This is a genomic window from Gluconobacter sp. Gdi (assembly GCF_014132155.1).
Lineage (GTDB): Bacteria > Pseudomonadota > Alphaproteobacteria > Acetobacterales > Acetobacteraceae > Gluconobacter.
Window position 1 is genome coordinate 212179 of sequence record NZ_BLJQ01000005.1, and the last position, 22800, is coordinate 234978.

General features: G+C 52.6%; 10 protein-coding genes. 2 read left to right on the plus strand and 8 right to left on the minus strand.

Annotated elements, in window-relative coordinates; translation table 11 throughout:
• Positions 1-29: 29 nt before the first annotated feature.
• The 8 genes from JN414_RS11325 to rsgA all read right to left on the minus strand — a co-directional run bounded on the left by JN414_RS11325 (position 30) and on the right by rsgA (position 17247).
• The gene (locus JN414_RS11325; protein WP_237390010.1) at positions 30-1208 is read right to left on the minus strand and encodes a serine hydrolase; all 1179 of its coding nucleotides are present in this window, start codon (positions 1206-1208) and stop codon (positions 30-32) included.
• Positions 1209-1309: 101 nt separating this feature from the next.
• Positions 1310-2644, minus strand: coding sequence for an autotransporter strand-loop-strand O-heptosyltransferase (locus JN414_RS11330; RefSeq protein ID WP_202207967.1), 1335 nt, complete (start codon positions 2642-2644; stop codon positions 1310-1312).
• Entirely contained in the window at positions 2641-3825 is a 1185-nt protein-coding gene (locus tag JN414_RS11335; protein ID WP_202207968.1) for an autotransporter strand-loop-strand O-heptosyltransferase, read from the minus strand. The genes JN414_RS11330 and JN414_RS11335 overlap by 4 nt, the downstream gene beginning before the upstream one ends.
• 2 nt (positions 3826-3827) lie before the next feature.
• Positions 3828-5639, minus strand: coding sequence for a fatty acyl-AMP ligase (locus tag JN414_RS11340; protein ID WP_202207969.1), 1812 nt, complete (start codon positions 5637-5639; stop codon positions 3828-3830).
• A complete protein-coding gene (locus JN414_RS11345; RefSeq protein ID WP_202207970.1) occupies positions 5636-11989 on the minus strand; it encodes a type I polyketide synthase in 6354 nt (2117 codons plus the stop codon). Before JN414_RS11345 ends, JN414_RS11340 begins: the two co-directional genes overlap by 4 nt.
• A gap of 59 nt (positions 11990-12048) precedes the next feature.
• Entirely contained in the window at positions 12049-13500 is a 1452-nt protein-coding gene (locus JN414_RS11350) for an AMP-binding protein (protein WP_202207971.1), read from the minus strand.
• 117 nt (positions 13501-13617) lie between these two features.
• Positions 13618-15600, minus strand: coding sequence for a Hint domain-containing protein (locus JN414_RS11355; RefSeq protein WP_237390011.1), 1983 nt, complete (start codon positions 15598-15600; stop codon positions 13618-13620).
• A gap of 615 nt (positions 15601-16215) precedes the next feature.
• A complete protein-coding gene (gene rsgA / locus JN414_RS11360; RefSeq protein ID WP_202207973.1) occupies positions 16216-17247 on the minus strand; it encodes a ribosome small subunit-dependent GTPase A in 1032 nt (343 codons plus the stop codon).
• A gap of 835 nt (positions 17248-18082) precedes the next feature.
• Between rsgA and JN414_RS11365 the strand changes: the two genes are divergently transcribed.
• Positions 18083-20191, plus strand: coding sequence for a TonB-dependent receptor (locus JN414_RS11365; protein ID WP_202208024.1), 2109 nt, complete (start codon positions 18083-18085; stop codon positions 20189-20191).
• Between the two features lie 607 nt (positions 20192-20798).
• Positions 20799-22508, plus strand: coding sequence for a Na+/H+ antiporter (locus JN414_RS11370; RefSeq protein ID WP_237390012.1), 1710 nt, complete (start codon positions 20799-20801; stop codon positions 22506-22508).
• The last annotated feature ends 292 nt before the right edge of the window (positions 22509-22800 follow it).

Here is a 22800-nt window from a genome sequence, read left to right on the forward strand (position 1 = left end):
CTTTGACAGGTCCGCCATTCAGAACATGATCAGGCGTGTGCTGCTACGCCCAGTGCACGAGCAGCGTCCGTGGCAATATCATGCCGGAGTTTCACGACACTGTGGCCCCCGGACGGATGAACCCGATTGGTCAGAATAAGCACATAACTGTCATTCTCAGGGTCAATCCAGAGCGACGTCCCCGTAAAGCCGGTATGGCCGAATGATCTCGCCGAAAGCAGATCCCCTCTTGGGGAGGAATAGTGCGTGGCGATATCCCAGCCCAGTCCTCGCAGGTCAGTTTTCCCAGCGGGCTGTTGTGGGGTTGTCATCAACTCCAATGTACTTCTTTGAAGCGGAAACGCGCTGGGACGACCGGCAAGACGATCCAGTAACGCCTGTGCATACAGGCACATGTCCTGTGCATTGGAGAAAAGCCCCGCATGCCCTGCGACGCCCCCCATGCGGCGGGCGGTCGGATCATGCACGACACCGCGCAGCATGTGATGTTGGTCATCATACTGCGTAGGCGCAATATCTGGCTGTAATGCAGCATCGGGCAGGTAACCGGAGTGAGACATCCCCAAAGGCGCCAGAATATTGTCAGCGACATACTGGTTCAGGGGCTGACCTGTAACCTTTTCCACGATCAGACCCAGCGTAATGTAATTGACGTCGCTATAGACGAACTTTGCCCCCGGCGGATTGGCAAGCGGCGATGTCATGGCAAGGCGGACAGCCTCTGCTTTTCCGCTCCATGGACTATCAAGCGGCACATCCGGGGGAAGGCCCGAATAATGGGTCAGCAGAAGCCGCAGGGTAACTGCCGATTTCCCGTTTGCGGCGAACTCTGGAAGATAACGCACCACCGGATCGTCAATATTGATTTTTCCATGTTCCACCAACTGCATGACAGCCAGAGCCGTCATTGTCGGCTTGGTCAGCGACGCCATATCGAACCGCGTGTCCCAAGTCATGGGCTCACGAGTAGGAACCAGAGCACGGTTTCCATACACATAACGATGTGCAACCTCGCCACTATGACCAACAGCAAGAACAACGCCTGGTGTCTCTCTGTCTTTCACGGCCTGTCGAGCCAAGGCATCCACTTTATAGAACTTGCCTTCACCGGAGGAGGCACACCCCACCAGAGCGCTACAAGACAGCGCTGCACTTCCTATCAGAAACTGACGCCGACTGCTGCGCTCTTTGCTCAATGGATACTGCAATCTGGTCTCCTGCTTTCAGGTTCTTCCGGATACGTAAGAACCTGAACAGTAGCGTGCTTCAGGCAGAGCGCAAGCAGGGCAGTTTTAAAAGCAAGTTCAAATTAGGTCTGTCTGTCCGCTCTCCTGTTACCCATCGCCGCCTTAATGGCGCTGATAACCTGCCCAGAGGTAATATTCCGCGTGCATTCAAACTGACGACTGGTGCCTGCATGGCGCGGACAAAAGAGAAAATCACTGTGGATGAACGGATGGCGAATATCGTGCCAGCAACTGTTGCAGGCATTAGTATTAAAGACCCGATATGGTGTCTGAAACTCATTTATCGGATGTGTAAATCCGGAAATCATCACGACGGGCGTGTCAGCCGCCCAGGCAAGCCAGGATAAGCCGCTCGAAAGGCCGACAAAAAACTCTGCGTGCTTCAGCCATTGGAGGCGTTCCTGAAGGGGCCGTGCCCCCGTCTCATCTTCCGCATTATGAGGAATCTGGTTCCAGTGAAGACCTTGACCATACTTTATTTCACGATCGATGCAGATAACGCGGTAACCTGATCTCTTGAGAAACTCCACGACATCATACCAACCTGTCGGGTTATTCCAGTATTTGCACTGTGCACTGGCCTGACTGGCTATGACAACATAGGGTTCTTCAATCGGTCTTTCTTCAGAAATATCCAGATGCAGAGGTTCTTCCTTGGGAGAAACCCCGAGAATATAGCCTGCTGTTCTGTGTAATCCCACGAGCCTGAAATCAGAAGGCTGCCAGATATTATCTTCATCCCCGAAGAATAAACCGATGTAATATGTGGCGTAAAACTCGTCTTTTAACGCGCTGAATTCCTGCTTTTCAATAAATCTGATATATGGGTATGACGCAGACAGCAGCTCTTTCATCTGCGCGGATACCATCACTGTGAGTTCGCATGCATGATCTCGTGCAAAACGCACAGCATATGGCACCCAACCAGCCGTATCGCCGATTGTATTGCCGGCCATAAGAATGGCTATCTTTTTACCCTTAGCATCGTAGTCATGCGAAAAAACGAGCATGCCCGCCTTAAAGACTTCAATCCTTGCGTTCAGATAATGCTTTTTCCGACTTTCAAAAGTAGAGGCACTTCCCTCACCATCAAAAATAACCATGTCAGTATCAAGATCGGTAAGCCGAATACGCCATCTCCCTTCTGGAACCGCAACACGGATACCTTGATTGAAGTCATATCGAATGCCTGCAGGCCCCTCCTGTGTCGCCACATTTGAAGGACTGGGAAATGTCGTCGTCTCGGTTGATGACGCCGAGGCTACTGCCCCCACTTCTCTCGGGGCTTTATCGGTCTCGCTAGATGGGTCCTCGGCGACCGGCGCTGAAACAGACGCACTCGAACTGCCAGCAAGCATAATCGACTGGAAAATGTCATTCACTTTGGCAACGGTCATTCTGACACTCCCTCAAGGTCGGGAATTTGCATGATTGTGTCGATCACCTGTTGCGAAGAAATCAGTCTGGTGCATTCAAACTGCTTGTCTGTACCGCTCTGTCGTGGGCACCAGAGATAATCGGCTGGATTGAGCTGACAGCGGATATCATTGGAGCAACTGTTGCAGGCGTTCCAGTTAATCACGCGGTAGGGTGTTTCGAACTCATTATCTGGCCTCGTAAAGCCGCTGATCAGCACGATAGGCGTACCGACAGCCCATGCCAACCAGCTCAAACCACTGGAAAGACCAATAAAAAACTCCGCATGTCGCAACCATCGGGCACGTTCGGCCAGAGGCAGCGCGCCTGTGAAATCTTCCGCCCCATACGGGATATGGTTCCAGATTGTTCCGACCCCGTTCACCCGGTTTCTGTCGATACAGATGACCCTATACCCTCGCTTTTTTAAGAAGCGGATCGTTTCCAGCCAGCCGAAAGGATTGTTCCAGTATTTGTTCTGGGATGTTGCCTGGGTAGCAATGCAGACATATCGCTCTTCAAGAGGTCTCCCTCCCTCCATGATCGCAACATCGGGCCGACGCGATGTCCGCGAAAGGCCCAGGATGAGCGCCGCATTAGTTTCCAGACCTGCTTCGCGATAATCGACCGGACTATGGTTCCGGGCAACGTCGTTGTAAAAAATGAGAACTTTATAAGAGGCGTAATAGTCTGATCCCGCCTCTTCTTCGGTCGATACAAGGCGAATATGAGGATAAACCGGGATGAGCAGATTTGCGATATCCGGGCGCACGATACATGTCAGGCGACACTCGTGTTTGCGGGCGAACTCAGCTACCTGCCCAAACCAAGCCAAGTGATCTCCAATGCCCCCTTCCCGCATTCGAACAAGAACAGGCTGGTCTTTCAGATTCATTTCATACGTAAAGAAAGGTTCACCGTCTTTCGTAATCTCGATCTGAAAGCGGAGGTAATATCGCTTTGAGCTCTGCACGATCCCTTGAGATACATCCTCTGAAAACAGGATCGTATGCGTATCCAGGTCCTTCAGAACAACATGCCAGTTCCCCGCTGGAAGAAAAACGCGGCAGCCATCATTGAAATCGAAGCGGATGCCTCCTGGCCCTTCTCGTGCTGGCACAATGGGGGCTTGTTGAACTAGCGGCACTGAGGGACTGCTCATGCTCACATTTTTCCCTCTGCGATTTTCAGAATACGCACCCGGCCAGATCCAAGAGGACTGTGGGTATATTCGCCAAGGATCGGAATGTTACCCTGAAGAAGCTCTTTCTTTGTTTCCCCTACGCGGATTTTCCCACTCGGTGTTTTCAGGATCGCACTGGCACGCAGGAAAACAATACGGCATCGAGAGGCCGGAAAATGTGCACAGATTTTCTCGCCAATAGCTTTCCCCAATTGCGTCAGATCGCCGGCTGATCCTGAGGGCAGTTCCGTCACTAGAACAAGCGTCGTTCCATCCTCAGTGCTTTCCTCAAATACCGCCGTTGAGAATAACCGAATATCGTCTTCGAACCCTCCCAGGCAGGCGATGATATCTTCTGGATCCAGAACACTGTCGCCTAGCCTGATACGATTATCCTGGCGCCCAGTGACGTAAAGTATTCCGTCCAACAGGAAACCTCGGTCTCCGGTTCTCAGGAAGGTTCCCTCTTCACCCGCAACACGGCCCTGAAAAACCTGGCTGTTTTCTACAGGGCGGTTCACATATCCGGTTGCGACCCCGGGACTATGAATACGGATCTCCCCGACGTCCCCATCCGGCACGACCGCTTCAGTGTCCGCATCGGCAATTCGTACGATAATATCTGAGGGCGGCCTCCCGCAGCCTGCCAAGAGGCGTCTATCGAGAATATTGTGCGGCGGCATCGCATGACCGTGCGCCAAACCATCGCGCGAAAACTCCCGAAATGATACGCCCTGCCCGCGCTCGCTGGCTGTGACCAGCAAGGTGGCTTCCGCGAGGCCATAACATGCAAAGAACGCACGTTCATCAAACCCGGATGACGCAAAACGTTCTGTGAACGACTGCATCGTCTCGGCGCGGATATATTCTGCCCCGTTAAACGCCACTTCCCAGCAGGACAGATCCAGCGATGCAACCTCTTCGGGGGCGATAGACCTCACGCACATTCCGTACGCGAAATTCGGGCCGCCGGAAAGCGTTGCCCTGTAATGACTAATAGCCTGCAACCACCGTATCGGCTTTTCAGCAACAGCTTCTGGCGGCAACAGAATACAGCGTCCTCCCGTTGCCAGTGTCATGAGGGCGCCCCCAATCAATCCCATGTCATGAGAGAGAGGGAGCCAGTTAACGCCGCAATCGCCCTGCCGATACCCAAAAGCCTCTGCCTGACGGAAGAGATTATGTGCAATATTGCGGTGCGTGAGCAGAACACCCCGCGGCGTACGGGTCGAGCCAGACGTGTACTGAATAAGCGCGACGTCCTCCGGTGAAGGATGTGCCACACTCTCGGGCTTTGCAGACGGGCGGATCTTGTCTGTCGGTATCCACAGAAACCGTGGACCATCGATTTTATCAGGGCAAACCTTCTGAAATTCTGTGAGAATACTGCGGTTTCCGATAACGGCCGCAGCCTCGGCATCGTCCCTCAATGCGACAAACCGGTCCCGTGCTCCAAAAGCCTTTGGGTACACTCCTGAGACAGGCACCAGTCCTGCGCACAAACACCCGAGAAGCCCACGAATGTAATCAAGACTGCTCTCATACAGGAGCAATACACGGGAGCCCGGCGAAAGCATGCGTCGCAGCCACGTAGCCAACGCCGTTGCCTGTGCGGCAAGTTGAGACGCTGTTACAGCATCTGTCTCGTTCTCACCGTCTCCGAGCAGAGTATAGACTTTGAGGTCTGGCGTTCTTGACGCATGAAAGAACAGCGCATCAACGATCGTACTCCGCTGCCAGTCCAGCATTTCCTTGCCATCAGCGGCAAGGACTGTGGCGAAGGGCTGTGTCATGGCAGTTGTGCCGTCTGGCCGATCTTGACCCTGTTCAAAAGAAACTGGGACATTTTCCGGATACTTTCATCGCGTGCGAGAACAAGGATGGAAACTTCAACACCAAATTCTACCCGCAAGGCCGTTTGAAGTTCAACGCCGGCCAGAGAGTCGATCCCAAGTTCGGAAAGACGTGCACGGTCGTCAATGCTTGTCGGCTCCAGATGCAGGGTCTGGGCGATTAGAACTTTGACCTGCTCCACAACATAAGGAAGGCGCTCATCCTCCGGCAACGCCGAGAGCGTGGCTAGACGCTCACTGGTCGCCCTGTTACTGGCATCGGCAAGGCGTACCAGTGAAAAGCGCGCTAACGCATTTGCCCCAGGAACGATCTGTGCCCACTTTTTCCAGTCAATCTCAACACAAGCAACCTCGGGTAGCTCTAGCGCCAGCATTTCCCGCATGTGTCCCAGTGCGTCCCGGGCCGACATACCCTTCAGACCAGCCGCTTCCAGAGCGCGGGCTGCCGTCTCGTTCCGGCTCAGCATGCCAACATCCGCAATAGCCCCCCAGTCTACTGCCAGAGCAGCCTCTCCATCTTTCCAGCGATTAGCCGCTATTGCGCCCAGAACGGCATTGGCTGCGATATAAGCGCTCTGCCCAATATTTCCCAGAAGCGTAGTCACGGAAGAAAACAGCACGAAATAGTCAAGGCTCATGCCACTGACCAAACGGTCAAGGATGATTGCTCCCTTGGCTTTTGCCTCGAGAACCCGACTAATCCGCTCCTCGTCCAGATTGTAGATCAGGGCGTCGTCCAGCATGCCAGCGCAATGGAAAATGCCTTTGATCGGCGGAAGATTGCTTGTGAAGGCCAACTCATCGAAGACATCTTTCATGGCTTCTTCATGAGAGACATCAACCTGGATAGTATGAACCTGCACACCCGCAGCACGATGAACCAACAGTTGCTCGCTGATCCCGGTTTCCTCTGGTGTTCTGCGGCCTAGCAGGACGAGACTCCGGGCCCCTTGCTCAATCAACCATTCAGCCGTTGCCCAGCCAAAGCCACTCAGGCCTCCTGTAACAAGGTAAGTCTTGCCATCCCCTACCTGAGGCTGTGTCCGTGGCAATGGTGAGGCTTTGAGATTATCCAGGTTGGAGTAATCGATAACGACCTTACCCATATGTTTTGCAGAAGCCAGCAGACGGAAGGCTCCTGCAGCATCCTGCGCAGGGAAACTCTCCAGAGGGAGAGGCTGCACTGCGCCCATTTTGGACAGTTCTGCAACGTCTGACAGGAGGGAACGCATCAATGCAGGCCGCTCCAGCATCATGCGATCCAGGTCGAGCGAGAAGAACGATAGGTTTTCGTTGAAAGGCGCTAGCGGTAGCCCACGCTTCTCGATGATGTCCTTCTTCCCGATTTCTACAAAACGCCCATAGGGGGCAACGATGGACAGACTGTGTGTCTGCCCTTCTCCGGGCAATGAGTTGAGTACAACATCGACCCCCCGCCCCTGCGTGACATCTCTGATCCCTTCCGCGAACTCAAGCGACCGGGAGTCCCAAACGCCTTCACATCCAAGATCCTTGAGGTACTGCCGTTTCTCCAGAGTACCCGCAGTCGCAAAAATCCGTGCTCCGATCCGTTTTGCCAGCTGGATCGCCGCCAGACCCACGCCACCAGTCCCGGAATGGATCAGGACTGTTTCACCTTTTTCAAGATGAGCCAGACGGCACAGACCATAATACGCCGTGATGAAAGCGACGGGCAGTGTGGCGGCTTCAAGTGGAGACCCAAGCCCTTCAATGGGAAGCGCAAAAATGCTTTCAGCGTCGGCAGTGAAATGAGACGCAAAACACCCCGGCCATGAGACGAGATAACGTTCCCCCGGCACGAAGTCCGTTACGCCCTCGCCGACAGCGAGCACTTCAGCAGACGCTTCCATGCCAAGGCTTTCGCCATGGAACGTATCATCCACAACACTTTGCGGAATCAGGCCCGTTGCTTTCAGGATATCCTTGAAATTCAGCGCTGCAGCGAGCGTCCGAAATAGCACCTGGCCACGCTGCAACGGTTCCGCGATAAACCGCTCATGATGCAAGCGGTCCAGCGAACCATTTGATGCGCTGACAAGACGTACTCCAACAAGCTTCCCGTCAAACGTTTCGTTCGTATGATAAAGTGTTGGAACGGGGTCTGGCTTGGTTTCCGAAGGTGTTAACCGCCCCACAGACCGTGTGCCAACACGCAGAACAATATCGTCTTCTGAATCCTGCTGAACGATCTCTGCGCATAGCTGCTGCAAGACAGCCTCATCAACAGTGCGTCCGATATCGACGATCCGAAGCGCAAGATCTGGTCGCTCTGATGCGATCCCTCGTGCAAAACCCCGAATGGCTGCCTGCCCCGTATCCAGATCATCGCTCTGAAGAGCTTCTACAGATACCGCTCCCCGCGTTACGATCAGACATCTTGGCGCAGTTTCGCTGTCTTCCGAAATCTTGACTGCCTGAACAAGACGCAAAATTTCTGCGATGCCCTGTTGTCCGGTTTCCCCTTCGTTGGATGAGCACAGATAGAGGATTGCATCAGTCGTTTGAGACAATGCGCCTGCCAATTCCGTCTGATCCAGACCGTCAATTTTCAGGGTGTCGACCATGATCCCCTGAGCAGCAGAGATTTGACTGAATTTCTCCAATAAAGAGCTATCACGTCCCAGAGCCAGTGCGGTTAAAGGCTCCGCGAAATGCGGGAGCAATTCCGTCTGAACCCAGGCGGGACGATAGAAACGGCGGACATTGTCCGAACCCATATTTGTAGCGGTCAGTTTCCGGATAGCCCGCGCCTTGAAGCCGAGAATTTCAGCAACAGGCTCACCCTGTTCCGTAAAGAGTCGGATATCGCCCTCAATGCCGGTTTCGGAACGTCGTGTCAGGGCCGCATGAGCCAAAAGGACTTTATGCTGTCCGCCGCGATAGACGACCTGGCGCGCGCCCGTCGGAACAAAAACTCTCTCTTCCGCAGCACTGTATCCAGCACCGATCAATGCCTGGAAAGCACCATCAAGCAGTGCCGGATGAAGAAAATACTCTGCGATGCTCTGTGCCTCGGACAATTCAAGGCGTGCATAGGCAATACCCTCGCCAGCCTTCAGCTCTTTGATCGTTTGGAAAGCGGGGCCGTATGAAAAGCCGTGTTCTGCAAGCCGCGCATAAAACGTTTCTGGAGGGATATAGTGTTGCAGGTTGTCCTGAAGACTGTCAGGAGCCACCGGGTCTGCTGCCCATGGTTCATTCGCCAGAACCCGTAGCTTCGCGTGCTGAATCCACTCTTCTTCGCCATCCTCCCCGTGAGACGATGATACCGTCAGAACGCGCGTTTCTTCGTCAAATGCCCACTCGACAACCGGTGGCGTCAGACTATCCAGAAGGAGCGCCTGTCCGATCTCCAAGTCTTCAAGAATTGCAGCATCAGAGCGCTCAATCTGCCGGTGTAAAGCCAATCCGCCCTCAATGTAGCCCGCAGCAGGAAACAGGCAGATCCCGTCAACTTTATGATCCGGCAGCCACGGCATGTAGTTGCGATTAATATCGGCAAGCCAACCCGGACGCGACGCACTGACTGGAATACCGAGAACCGGGTGAACGGTTCCGTCCAGCCGATCCCTGCGCGACATTTCAGTCTCAGACCAGAACCGGCTTCGAGACCAGGCATAATGAGGAAGGTCCGTGCGGTGGCCTCCCGTCAGAAGAGACCAATCCAACGGCACGGCCGCCATATAGAGTTTGGCGATACTGCGCGCTATGGCTGTGTCTTCCGGATCTTTCCGGCTCAGGCTGGCAATAATAGAGACTTCTCCGTCAACCTGCTGCGCTGTTTCCCTTATCAAACCGCCCAGCACCGGGTGTGCACCAATCTCAAGGAAAACCCGGTGCCCATCGGCCATCAAGTTCTGAATGGCATCATGGAACAGGACGGGCTTGCGCGCATTGCCATACCAGTATTCCGCATCATGCAGAGCATCTTCAGCCCAGCGCGTGCCTGTTACTGTTGAATAGAGCGGAATGCTTGGGTTTTGAGGAGAGAGCATGCCAAGCGGACTGAGAAGATCCTGACGGATCTCTTCCATCAGGATGCTGTGATACGGCACCTCAACCCTAAGAAGACGATTGAATGTTTCATCCTGATCACAGCGCGTAGCGAGCTCCCTGAGCGCATTTTCTTCACCCGCAAGTGTGGAAGACTTCGCACTATTGAGAGCCGCGACTGACACCCGGTCTTCATAACCAGGAAGTAATTTTTCGGCTGCCTCTTTGCCGGAAATACCGACAGCCAACATCGTGCCACGCCCCGCCAGTCGAGCCTGTTGCTGGCTTCGATGGAAGATCACGGTTACAGCGTCTTCCAGCGACAAAGCACCCGCGATGTAACTCGCAGCCACCTCGCCCACGCTATGCCCAACGATAGCCGCCGGTGTCACGCCATGAAAACGGAACAGCTCTGCAAGAACAACCTGAACCATGAAAATGGCAGGCTGGGCGACAACTGTTTCATCAATGCGGGAATGTTCCGCAGGCTTCAGGATTTCATCCAGAATGGACCAGCCGGCCAGTTCGGAAAACAGGCTATCAATCTGCTGGATACTGCGAGAAATGGGTTCGGGCATCTGCCTGAGGATAGACTGCCCCATCCCCTTCCACTGGGAGCCCATGCCAGAAAAGACAAAAACAGGTTGCTGCATCTCACCGTTTCGACGTCGGCCCAGTGTAACAGCAGAGGAAGACTGCCCCTCCGACAGAGCTTTCAAGCCTGCAATCAGCTCTTCACGATCTTGGCCAGACACGACGGCCTGCATCGGCAGACGCGTCCTGTAGGTTGCAGCAGAGAAACAGACATCGGCGATAGATGGAGCAGAAGAAGACGCCAGAAGATCTGCATAGGAGCGCGCCAGATTTTTCAACGAGGCGTCTACAAGCGCATTCACGGGCAGCAGGAAGCGCCCGGACGGCAGCCTGACCACTTCTGCCATAGGGTGGATCGGCTGATCCTCTACTGTCAGCGACCTGAGCAGGGCAACCGCGTTTGTTCCGCCATATCCAAACGAGTTGACGCCCGCATACACTGTTCCTGCCTCAGCCGTCAGCGGGGTCATGGTATCCTGAGCGACTTGCAGATTAAGGTCCGCAAACGGAATCGTGGGATTAACCTGTGTTAGGTTCGTCTGCGGTGGAATAGAGCCATGCCTCAGGCAAAGGAGTGCCTTGATAAGGCCGGTAACACCCGCTGCAGCTTCCAGATGCCCCAGATTGGCTTTAATAGACCCAATAATCAGGGGGCTTTCCGGGGCTCGCTTATGGCCGATCGCCGTTCCCAAAGCACGGGCTTCGATAGGATCGCCAACAGGCGTTCCGGTACCATGGGCTTCTACATATCCAATCGTGGCAAGATCGACATGCGCCTTCTGGGCGACTTCCTCAATGAGCGCGCGCTGAGCATCTTCACTGGGCATCGTCAATGACAGCGTACGACCATCCTGATTAACACCCGTTCCCACGATGACACCATGGATAACGTCTCCATCCCGTTTTGCATCGGCGAGCCGTTTAAGCAGGACAATGCCGGCCCCCTCACCGCGCCCATAGCCGTCTGCATCTGCCGAGAAGCTTTTGCAGCGCCCGTCCGCAGCCAGAAAGTGCCCTTTGGACATTGTGATTGAGGCCGGTGGAGCAAGCATCATGTTGACGCCACCCGCTACGACAACATCACTCTCACCATTCAACAAACTGGTACGGGCCTGATGAATAGCCACCAATGATGATGAGCATGCCGTATCAATAGACATGCATGGCCCCTGAAGACCAAGATTATGAGAAATCCGCGCAGCCAGCATGGTGGCTGACGCCGCAGTTGCGGCGAAATGATCCGTAATCAGGTTCCGATTGAGGGGAGAACCGCAGGCCACCAGCCAGTCCAGAGAGAACGTGCCAATAAAGACACCAGCCCGAGTGCCTGCCAACGTGGAAGGAAGAATGCCAGCATTTTCCATTGCCTCCCACACGACTTCCAGAAGAAGCCTTTGTTGAGGGTCCATGAGGGCGGCTTCACGCGGCGAAATACCGAAGAACAGCGGATCCATTTCATCAATCTTCTGGTCAATGAAGGAACCGCGCCGCATGTAAGTCTTGTTTGGGGTTTCGTATTCAGGATCGTAAAAGCGCTTGATACCCCACCGATCGGCGGGAATGTCGGATGTGGCATCACCTTGTTCACACAGAAAGCGCCAGAGAGCTTGGGTTGTTTCAATTCCTCCCGGAAGGCGACATCCGATCCCTACGACTGCCACTTCATTTCCGTAATCGACCATCTAAAACCCGCTTTTCGTCTTCTATTCTGTGTAGAACGTAACTTATAAAATCTTGTTATTCAGGACGGTTTGACCGCCTTCTGTAACGCCAGCCTATCCGGTTGCCCGCTCTCCGTTCGTGGAAGAGCATCGATCCAGACGGCAGTCACATCTGGCAGATTAGGGAAAACATTCCTCATCCACTTTGAAAGAACTTCGAGATTGAAATCTTCTGCGGTCACAAGAGCGACCCAGGGAGCAGGCAGCCCTTGAGCATCAGGTACGACAAACATCGCACCGTCTTTCACGCCGGGACACTCAAGAAGACGCGTATCCAGTCTATCCAGGTCAAACTTGTCACCGCCAAAGCTTATCAGATCATCTGCACGCCCTCTAAGATGCAACGTTCCGTCTGCATCCAGAAACCCGCTATCGCCCGGATAAAACCAGCCTTCCCTGAATTGTTCGGCAGTAGCAGCTGGATCAAGATCGTACCCGTCTACAACTCCTGTTCCGCTGACACGAATGCAACCCACGACACCCGTCGGGACACGCCGATGCTGCTCATCCACAATCTCAAGACCAACCCACGGCAGCGGCTGACCCACCTCATCATCGGTGGACTGAGTATCCGTAGAGGCAATGGTCACAACGCCGCACTCATCCGCACCGTACACGACCTGCACATGCGGTGTGAGCGTCTGACGAATGGATGCACAGAGGGCTTTAGGCAGTTTTCCTCCAGCAACCGTTAGAAACAGATTGTCCAGCGGTTTCATACCGGGCGGAAGCCGAGAGAGTATTCCTTCGGCATGTCGTGGGGACACAACGGCTACAGTCGGGACATCCTGACTGAAGACAAGACCCAGTTCAGAACCGGTTACCATCTGAAGACGTGTTCCAGCCACAAGAGCCGACAGAATGATGAGGAATCCACTTGAAGTCTCTGCTCCAAGCGTTGGTAGGACACGCAATCCCTCAGGGCGGTGACTATGAGACAGGATATCCTGAAACAGGAGATGGTAGACGGCCGTTTCGACGTATCGCGATGTCAGGGCGATGCGGCGTGCATCCTGGCTCGTTCCACCAGCTACAGAGTAACGGACAACATCTTCAGGCTGTACCGCAATGGTTTCTACACAGTCTGAACCTGTCTGACAGACATGTTCGAACCATGCCTCATTCAGTACCAGAGATTGCTGGTCGAGCCCTTCAACGGGCTCATCAAGCAACACGATATCCGGTGACAGGATTTTCACAGAGCGGTGGAAATTTGCATCCACATATCCCGGCAGTGATGCCGAGGGTATTCCGAGACGGGACAGAGCGAGAATGAAAACCCAGTGTCTGTACGGATGTTCGCAACGAATAGCCACAACAGACGGGACAAGATCCCGAAGCTGAAACAGTGCGAAGGCCACTCGGCTAACATCCTGGGAAAGTTGACCGAAACTCGCTTCCCCCTCAAACCAGCTCATCGCAAGTGAGGCCGGCTGTCCGGCAGCATATTTCAGGGCCAGACGTTCAAACATAGTGCGTCAACCTATTCCTCGGAACTCTATGAAAACCCTGCAACTAAAAAGAAGGAAGTGACGTGCGCCTTGAAAACGCACGTCACTTCCTTTTCGTTCAAATATCCAAGTGGTTTTTCAAGATGCAACGACGGCTACAGCGTCATTTTCATCATCAAGCACATATGGGCCTGCATTCTTCACTTCGATCGTCAGCACAGAGATCGAAAGATCCTGACGGGCTGGAAGGTTCAAAAGGGCATTGCCATTTGTCCAGCGGACGCCGCCTTCTTCACGGTTATTCCAACCAGACAGGTTGTCTTCCGTGACGTGTGCCGTAAGGCTCTTCTGACCATTGCCCGCCCAGAGACTGATGTTGCCAACCAAAACGCCAAGATAACGACGATCATCAACCATCGGACCGAAGACATCAGCCGGGCGAGATGCACGGGAAACGATGTAAACTTCGTCAATACCGGCAGGAAGCATGAAAACGAAATCTCCGTTTTCTGCGCGACGTGCCGGATTAATCCGATGACCTGCAGAGGTTACAAGATGAAGATTGGCGTCTTCGGTCAGAACGACAGGCTTGCGCTGGTCTGGAAGAGACATTTCAACAGCACGCTCTTCAAGGGTGCGATAAATCGGCTCAACCAGATCACGCGTTACCGCCAGCGGGGCTGCTGAATCGACACTCCATTCGCGGGTCGGACCACTGACAAGACGGACAATACCACCCTGCTGGCCAAACTCACGACGATTTCCTGTATCCAGATAGCTTTCGCTGAGCGCACCATTGGACCACAGAATGGAGTGGCTTTCCGTTTCAACGTGGAAGTATTCGTAGTTCGTCATTGTCAGATCGTAGAAGACGCTACGGCCATTGACGAGCATACGGGCTGGAACGAAACGCCCTTCGAAATACAGGCAGTGCTCGGGTGTAACCACAAGGTCCTGATGAGGAACCCCAGGGGAAATCGCATCCTTGAGAATACGGACAGGATAGCCAGCCTGATCAACCGGCAGATCCGCCCGAACCTGCGCCGTTCGATGACCAACCCACGTCACAGGCTGAACGACTTCGCGGCCGGCAACATACGTCAGCACGCGATCACCGATTTTGAGCTCTTCGACAACCTTCTCCCCGCTCTCTGTGCGGATCAGCGTACCTGCACAGAAGCAGACGAAAGTTGCAATGGTGCTGCCATCAACAGGGTCACGACCCAGCACGAAGTAATCGGTGCTCTTGAATGCTCCACCAAACGTCGTCTGCCAGGTGCTGCCACCTTCGGAAATCGTGAGAGTATTGCCATCCAGTTTGACTGTGCCGCCCGACACATAGGACAGCGTATCAACATCGATGACAGCGCCCTGAACCACCTGCGTTCCGGCAAGAACAGCACCAGCCGCAACCGTAAGCGAACCACCAGAAGAAACAGTAACATTGAGGGATGTTGCGCCAGAGGCAACAATCTCATTGCCACCCTGCAGAACAGTTCCGCCCGAAACCGTCCCACCAGACAGCACACTCTCGGTACCGCCGGAAGATACAGTGACGTTAGAAGCCGCTGCCCCGCTGGAAACGGTCAGTTTTCCTCCAGCAGCAACAACAGCGCCTCGGAGAACGGCTGCAGCATTCAGAAGGACATTACCACCCGAAACGGTTGTTGCGCTGACGATCGCGCCACTGCTGGCTACCGTCGTTCCACCGGAACCTACAACCGTCCCGGTCGTCACAGCACCGGTATAAAGATTCTGAACACCACCGCTGTTGACGGTATCGCTAATCGTCAGGCCACCCGCAGAAACGTACTGCGTCCCCTGGATCAGGGATCCCTTGTCCGTACCGCCGCTCGTGAGGGTTTCGGTAGCACCCGTATGAACGACGCCGCCCGAGACGAAGCCAGCTCCACTCAGATCTGTCAGCCCCTTGGACGTCAGGATCGCAGAAGCAGAGGCGTTGAGGGACTGATCTCCGACCAGCAACCCGCCGCCGGAGGCTATGTTGTAATTGTTAATTGTTCCACCGTTGAAAGCCAGCGCCGCAGCTGAATTTCCAACAGTTACTCCACTAATAATACCGCCAGATGCAAGAACAGCACCAGCAGACGTCGCAGACAAATTCGTCCCGACATCACCAGACTGAGCTATAATAGCGCCATATTGAGCAGCCGTAGCGCCCGATAGCGTATTATTTATTAGAAAATACGATTCATTTATAGTTACATTTCCAGAAGCATCCGTTGAGGTGGAACCTGATATTGTTCCTCCATTACCAACATAGACACTTCTATGAGTGTAGCTCGTTCCGCCAGCCATGCCTAATTCCTCCATCTCTAGAAGAGTTAAGCATTTATTAACGAATTATATATTGTTAATCCGTGCTCAGCGCCGGAATCGAACATAGAAGATATTGTTAATTTTAATCAATGCCCATGTTGATATAAAAAAAAACTCAATAACTATGAATTAACGATAAACCTAAATTTCTGCTGTTTTCCGTCGTAAACTACTCGTTATCTAAGCTCTATATTCCATAATACCCCCAAAAAATCATTACTTTTTGCTCTACATCAATTCAGAGTCTTGTGGTCACACTAATTTTGGACACCTCAAGTCCTGATTTACTTTCCTAGAACGCAAAGGATTTCAATCCGGCTTTAAGATCGGAATATCGATGCCCCGAGGTGCCACGAATGCCATCAGAACGGCATCTACGATCTCCCAGCAATCAGGTCAGTCGTGACGCTTCGCTTTCCGCGCTTCTCGATTAAGACGGAGTTGCTCCCGCCGCTCCGCTCTCCGTCCGGCCGGGTTTTTCTGCTGCTGAACTGCAATTTCACGTGTCATCTTTAGCCAGTTATTCCAGCGGCGCTCATCAAGCCTTCCGTCTTCACATGCCTCTCGAACTGCACAGCCTGGCTCGCCTTCATGTTGGCAATTGCGGAAACGACACTGTTGCGCCAGCTCTTCAATCTCAGCAGCAAAGTCTCCGAACGCAGCAGCGAGGCCTTCCGTTGCATTAACCATCCCCAGTTCACGCATTCCAGGCGTGTCGATCAGAAGGCCACCTGACGGGAGACTGACCATCTCCCTATGAGTCGTTGTGTGCCTGCCCTGCCCGTCATACTCAGATACCGCTCCCGTGGCGGCATAATCAGTTTTCAGCAAAGCATTCAGCAGCGTCGACTTTCCTGCACCCGAACTCCCCACCATGACACCGGTGCGCTGCCCATCAAGATACGCAGCAATTTCCTCAAGGCCCTGCCCTTGAACAGAAGATACAATCCTGAGATCAACCTCAGGCGCACAGGCCTGCACTTCAGCCGCAACCTGCTCCACATCCTCACACAAATCAGCTTTTGTGAGAACAATGACGGGCTTTGCGCCACTTTCTCTTGTCAGCGCCAGATAGCGTTCAAGACGGGAAAGATTGAAGTCCGCCCCCGTCGTCATCACAAGAAAGGCCACGTCAATATTGGCAGCAATCACTTGCGACTGGGTGCGTTTGCCAACTTCTTTGCGGACAAAGCAGGATGTGCGCGACAAAACAGCTTGAATGGTGCCGCGTCTCTCATAAAATCTCGGCTGGCAAACCACCCAATCTCCAATCGCAGGCCGATCCAATGGATCCGAAGTATGCAGGAGCCTCCCTGCTGTGTCAGCCTGGATCAGTCCGCTCTCGGTAATAACCCCAAGAAGGCCACGCTGCTGCGCCACGACACGACCGAGGATCAGGTCACTTCCAGAATAAGGCTGGAAGGCCAACGCCGTTTCAGCATTCCAGCCATAAGATGCCAGTATAGTCAGGGATGTTCTCTTTCGTTCACACTTGGGTCTCTTCCCGCTTTATTAGCACTATCCCGAGGTTTTCACATGCTTCTTATCAGCAATAAAACCGTGATGCATAAGAAGCGCATCACTCCTCTCTCCGAGAATAGCGCTCTCCCTACCGAAAACCATTTACCCTGCATGCACCCTGTCGGAAGTCCGAACGGTGACGGCACTTGCGCTTGGCATCTCAACGAAGCAGAGTTTTTGAAACTCACCACATTATAGAATAAAACATTATTGAAACTTAAAAAAATACAGAGAACCAAGTTACTAATTATTTTTATTTCGTTTCTTAATGCGTCACCAAAGAAAATAATTTGAAATCTTGAAACACAAAATACTGTTTTATTTTTAAAAATAAAACAGGTTACGATTTCGTTATGGATATTGATCGGCAATGCCACTCAATCGAGGTCCATGAAAAGATCACTCCAGGAAACGACCTGGTGCCACATAAAAGGAAATCCATGTGATGCGCTCTCGTGCCTGTAAAATCCGAGCGTTGAATCAGCGCCTCCTCGTCATGACCTGCCTCGGAACCAGTGTGCCAGCCGGAATCATTGACGCTCTCTCTCTTTCGGAAGCTCAGGCTGCGACCACGGAGCAGGAGACGAAAAAATCAGCGCCCCATCGTGAAGCGCGCTCACGTTCACATGCTATTCCCACACTTTCTGAGCACCCCAAACCGCAGCATAAACGTACGGAAATCAATTCCACCACAGATGAAACCGTTCATGTATCCAGCGTGCACCGTAGCCGCGGCGGCGGAATGATGCGCGTTGAAACAGCACCTTATGCAGTACAAACCATTACAAAATCATTTATTGATATGCGCAGCCCAACAAGCACTGCGCTGGAGCTCGTTCGCAACCTACCAAGCGTTAATATCGCCGTTACTGATACTTCCGGCCTGCAAGGTGGTCGCATTCAGAGCCGAAGCCTTACTGATGCCGATATGGCGCTGATGATTGATGGCGGCCCTGCAGCCAGCGCAGCCTATATGGCAGAAAACGTTGAATCCGAAGACGTTGACAGCGTCAGCATGCTGCCAGGATCATCTCCGATTGACCTTCCCGTGACGTCCGCAGCAGCAGGTGTTTTGAATCAGGCCACTCATGATCCCCAACACAAATTTGGGGGAACGATGGACTTTTCCTATGGCACAAACAATCTGGCGCGCCAGTTCATCCGCCTTGAGTCGGGAGACATAGGTAACACAGGCAGCAGGGGATTTGTTTCCTTTGCCCACACCCATGCTCGATCATGGTTTGGGGGCGGCCGCAACGAGAAGATCCATGTAGACGTTGGCGTCCGAAAAGACTGGGCCAATGGCTCATATGCCCGCGCCTTCATGGGCTGGAACCTTGAAGACTTTGTTGTCGATACATATGGCACAGCTACACAGTTTTATAATTTCAAGCGGACCGGAAACAGCTATGGGCGCAAAGCTGAGTTCGACCCGGTTAATAACGATTACTGGAAGAACAACATCAACCATTGGATGCAGCTTTTTCTTACTGCCCCAATGCACGTTGTCATAACGCGACGTCTACACCTTGACCTTCGCCCCTACTATAACTGGGGTCGCGGATGGAGCGGAAGCGCCGGAGCCTTTTCAAGCGCGACGAGCGGGAACACCCACAAATCAGGCGTGCCTGTTGCCACGGGAACTCCAGTAACTAGTTTCTTTTTGCAAGATGGGGCATTCAGTGTAGGTGCAACTGCAATCCTGGGTTACGATATTGATAAGCATAACCACTTCGAACTGGGCTACTGGTATCAAAATCAGGATTATACCCAGCACTTTCCAAGCAGCGTAACAACAGCTGAGGGTGCCAATCCCAGCCCCAATGATGCTACTTACCAGATCTATCGGAATGGCAACCGTGTCTATCCTGGCAATACAGCGGGTTTCGAAGTTCATTCGATATTTTTTCAGGACACAGCGAAATACTTTCACGACCGCCTTCTGGTGAACGCCGGCTTCAAATATGTCATGTCCAATGTCTGGTACATCGTTTATCCAAGCAGGAGACAGCTCGGACAAAACCTGACTGCGCCACTTCCTCACGTATCCATCAGCTATCACTTTAATGACCATCACCAGATCTACCTGAATGCAGAAGGTGATTTCCGGCAACCCTCATCCTCGGCAGTAGCTAATACCAATATTGATGGAACATTGCCGAAAAATCAGTACTCAATTAAAGAAGAATTAGGGTACCGATATAACGATAAATATTTTATTGTTGATCTTGATCTTTTTAACTACAATATCACGAACCGACTTTTGTCTACTTATGTCGGAAATAACCAGACCGGTGTCGTCAATGCTGGCAACCAAACCGCACGCGGCGTGGACCTGATGGTATCAACACAACCAATTTATGGCTTAAGCCCCTATTTTTCGCTCGAATATCTCAGCGCGACGACAGATACGAATATCGCAGCCTCGGATATTTATGGAAATCTCACAGCCTTCGCGAGCAAGGGCAAACAGGCTCCCCTGGCTCCACATTTTATGGCGAACTTTGGGCTAACGTACACTTACAAAGGCATTTTTGCCAATGGGGCCCTGCATTACACCGGCCCACAATCAACAACTCTTGCAGGCGACCAGCGTATGCCTGGCTATTTCACAAATACGCTCTCGTTAGGTTATCATTTCAAGCCTCTGTGGCATGCAAAATCACCGACCATCCGGCTAAACTTCACCAATCTTACGGGGGCCATTTTAAGAACCGGAGTAGTTGGCGTTGGAACAAACGCAAGTCAGGTGCGCCTCATGAACGGCAACCTTTCAAACCTGGGTTCGGGCGCTCAATTTATTCTTGAGCCTCGCTTTACAGTTACAGGAACAGTTTCAACGGCTTTCTAAGGTATTCCAGGAGTATCTGATTAAACTGAGTTCTGTTTCCCTGAATACCTCAGCCAGACAGAACTCAGTCAAAGACATCTCATGTGGCGGTCTGGCGCATCAGAAGTGGACTATCATTGGTCCACTTCTCTGTCCCAAGCGAGGATGTTCCCGGTGTAGGCGGTCCAAAATAATTATCTCTTGCTCAAGGCATATCGCGTGCTCTGAACCATGACCGCCAGCTAGACATGCACAAATGCCCAGAGCCTCGGCGCTGCTTTTCTGTTCGGTTTCATTGATGGCTGAGCGACTGGCGGGAGCGCCCTTGACTGCCCGTAATACTATAGATTTGGCCGATATTTTCCCAGCCTACAGATAAAAACACAAAGACCGCTTCTCCTGCCGTCTTTTTCTACTCAATATCCCAGATAAAAATTCTTATCAGACCACTTCGTAAAGTATCTATCATTTAATAAAATGCCACATAGATTTTAAATGGACCTCCTCAATAGGCAAAATCGCACTGTGAAATCCATAAGACGGAGTGCACCGATTTAACAAAGAATTACACTTTTTTCAGTTCCAAATAAATAAGCTACTTGCCTCCTTCAAAAAATAGGCAAAAAGAATGAGTATGTCGGAAGCAGAAACCATACTCATTCTCCTCGCCATGATTGTTATAAGCAGTCTGGCGGTACGAGCGCTCTCCAACCGTGTGCCTGCTCCCTTGGTCCAAATCTTTTTAGGGATCGTTGCGGCTCTTTGCGGCCTGCATGTCGGGTTGAAACCAAGCTTATTCATGCTGGTCTTCCTGCCCCCGCTCCTTTTCACAGACGCTTTCCGTATGCCTCTGCGAGAATTCTCCGAACTACGAAGTGTAATTCTGTTTCTGGCATTCGGCCTGGTGGTCATCTCAACGGTTCTCTGTGGATACGCCATTCACTGGATGATACCTGCCGTCAGCCTAGCAGTATGTTTTACACTTGCGGCGGCACTTTCACCTACGGATACCGTCGCAGTCTCCAGCCTCATCGCAGGCCGACGCGTGTCTGAACGCCTTATCCATATCCTGAATGGTGAAGCTCTGTTTAATGATGCTTCTGGCCTTGTCTGCTTTCATTTTGCAATGATTGCCGCAATGACCGGCGAATTTTCATACCGCCATGCTTTCAGCTCATTCTTGCTGGTCTCCTTCGGAGGGCTGGCCATCAGCGCAGGACTGGCATGGATTGCCGTACGCGCGGAGCGCATCCTCCTACGACGCGGATTTGATGATCCGCTCATGCAGGTTCTGATGATTGTCCTGCTGCCCTTTGGCATTTATGCGGCCGCTGAAACAGCACATGCATCAGGCATACTAGCGGCTGTCTCAGGGTGCATGGTGATTAAACTGACAGGCGTATCAGACGAGGCTGCCACCTCTACCAGGCTTCAGGCAAGCACGGTGCTCGATACCGTCAGCTATGTCTTTAATGCCCTGATCTTCTTACTGCTGGGCTTACAGCTTCCATGGCTTTTGAATGCCGGCGTCGAATTAGCTCAAGAGCATAGCGCGCACTTCTGGCAACTCTCGCTGCTTGTCGCAAGCGTCTATACTATAATGTTCGTAATCCGATTTTGCGGTATCTGGATTTCTGTCATCCGAAGATGGGCGGTTGCCCGTATGTCCCATCGGGCATTTGCATTTCCACATTTTCTCGAGATCGTTTTGCTGGCATTTTCCGGTGTCCGCGGTGCCGTTACTCTCGCTGCCGTGCTCTCTTTGCCAGCACTTGGGATTGATCCTCAGGCTTTTCCCGAGCGCAGCTTCGTTATTACTGTAGCGACAGGAGTGATTGTTCTCTCCCTCGTCATGGCAGCAATCGCTATCCCTCTGTGTATCCGATTTCTCCCACGTGATATGTCTGACAAACACGCGCAGGAAGAGAGTCTCGCACGCCAGCGTTTGCTTCAGGCCACTCTGCAACTTCTGCATAATGAGCAAAGTCGCGCTGAGAAGGACCGGAGTGAAGCGATTGACAACGCGAATAACGATCACGGTAACGAGGATATGAGACTGGAAGTTCTGGGACGCCTCCTCCAGACATACGAGAACCGCCTCAGCCAGATTGATGGTCCGACACAATCCCCGGTTTTAACCCGGACAACGGCGCTTCGGCGGGAACGCATCGAATTGGCTTTACGTCTCATCGTTCTCCGCCTGCAACGCCAGACGCTTCATGCGTTGGTAGATGCACGAGACATCAATGATCAGACTGAATGGGATATTCAGCGCGAACTGGACTATGAAGAACAAGTGATCCGCAGTCGGGTGCAGAGATTACCCCAGGATATTTAATGGTAACGTGTGGCGGCGGCGACCAGAATGCAGGCAAACATTTTCCACCCAGAGGACGCGGAAATGACCAGAGTCAGTTCAGGATCACGATAAGAAAGGGCTAACAGCAATCTACAAGACACACGGCTGTCAGCACTACTGAACAAAAAAAATATCGTAGCATTTTTGCCTCTGCACTCTCGCAGGCACGCAACATGTTCACATGGCAATCAAACATTGGCCTAACGAGCAAACGTCCGCATTATCCTTACAAAACACACACATGCGTCTCAGGAAAAGATCTCTCCGTCCG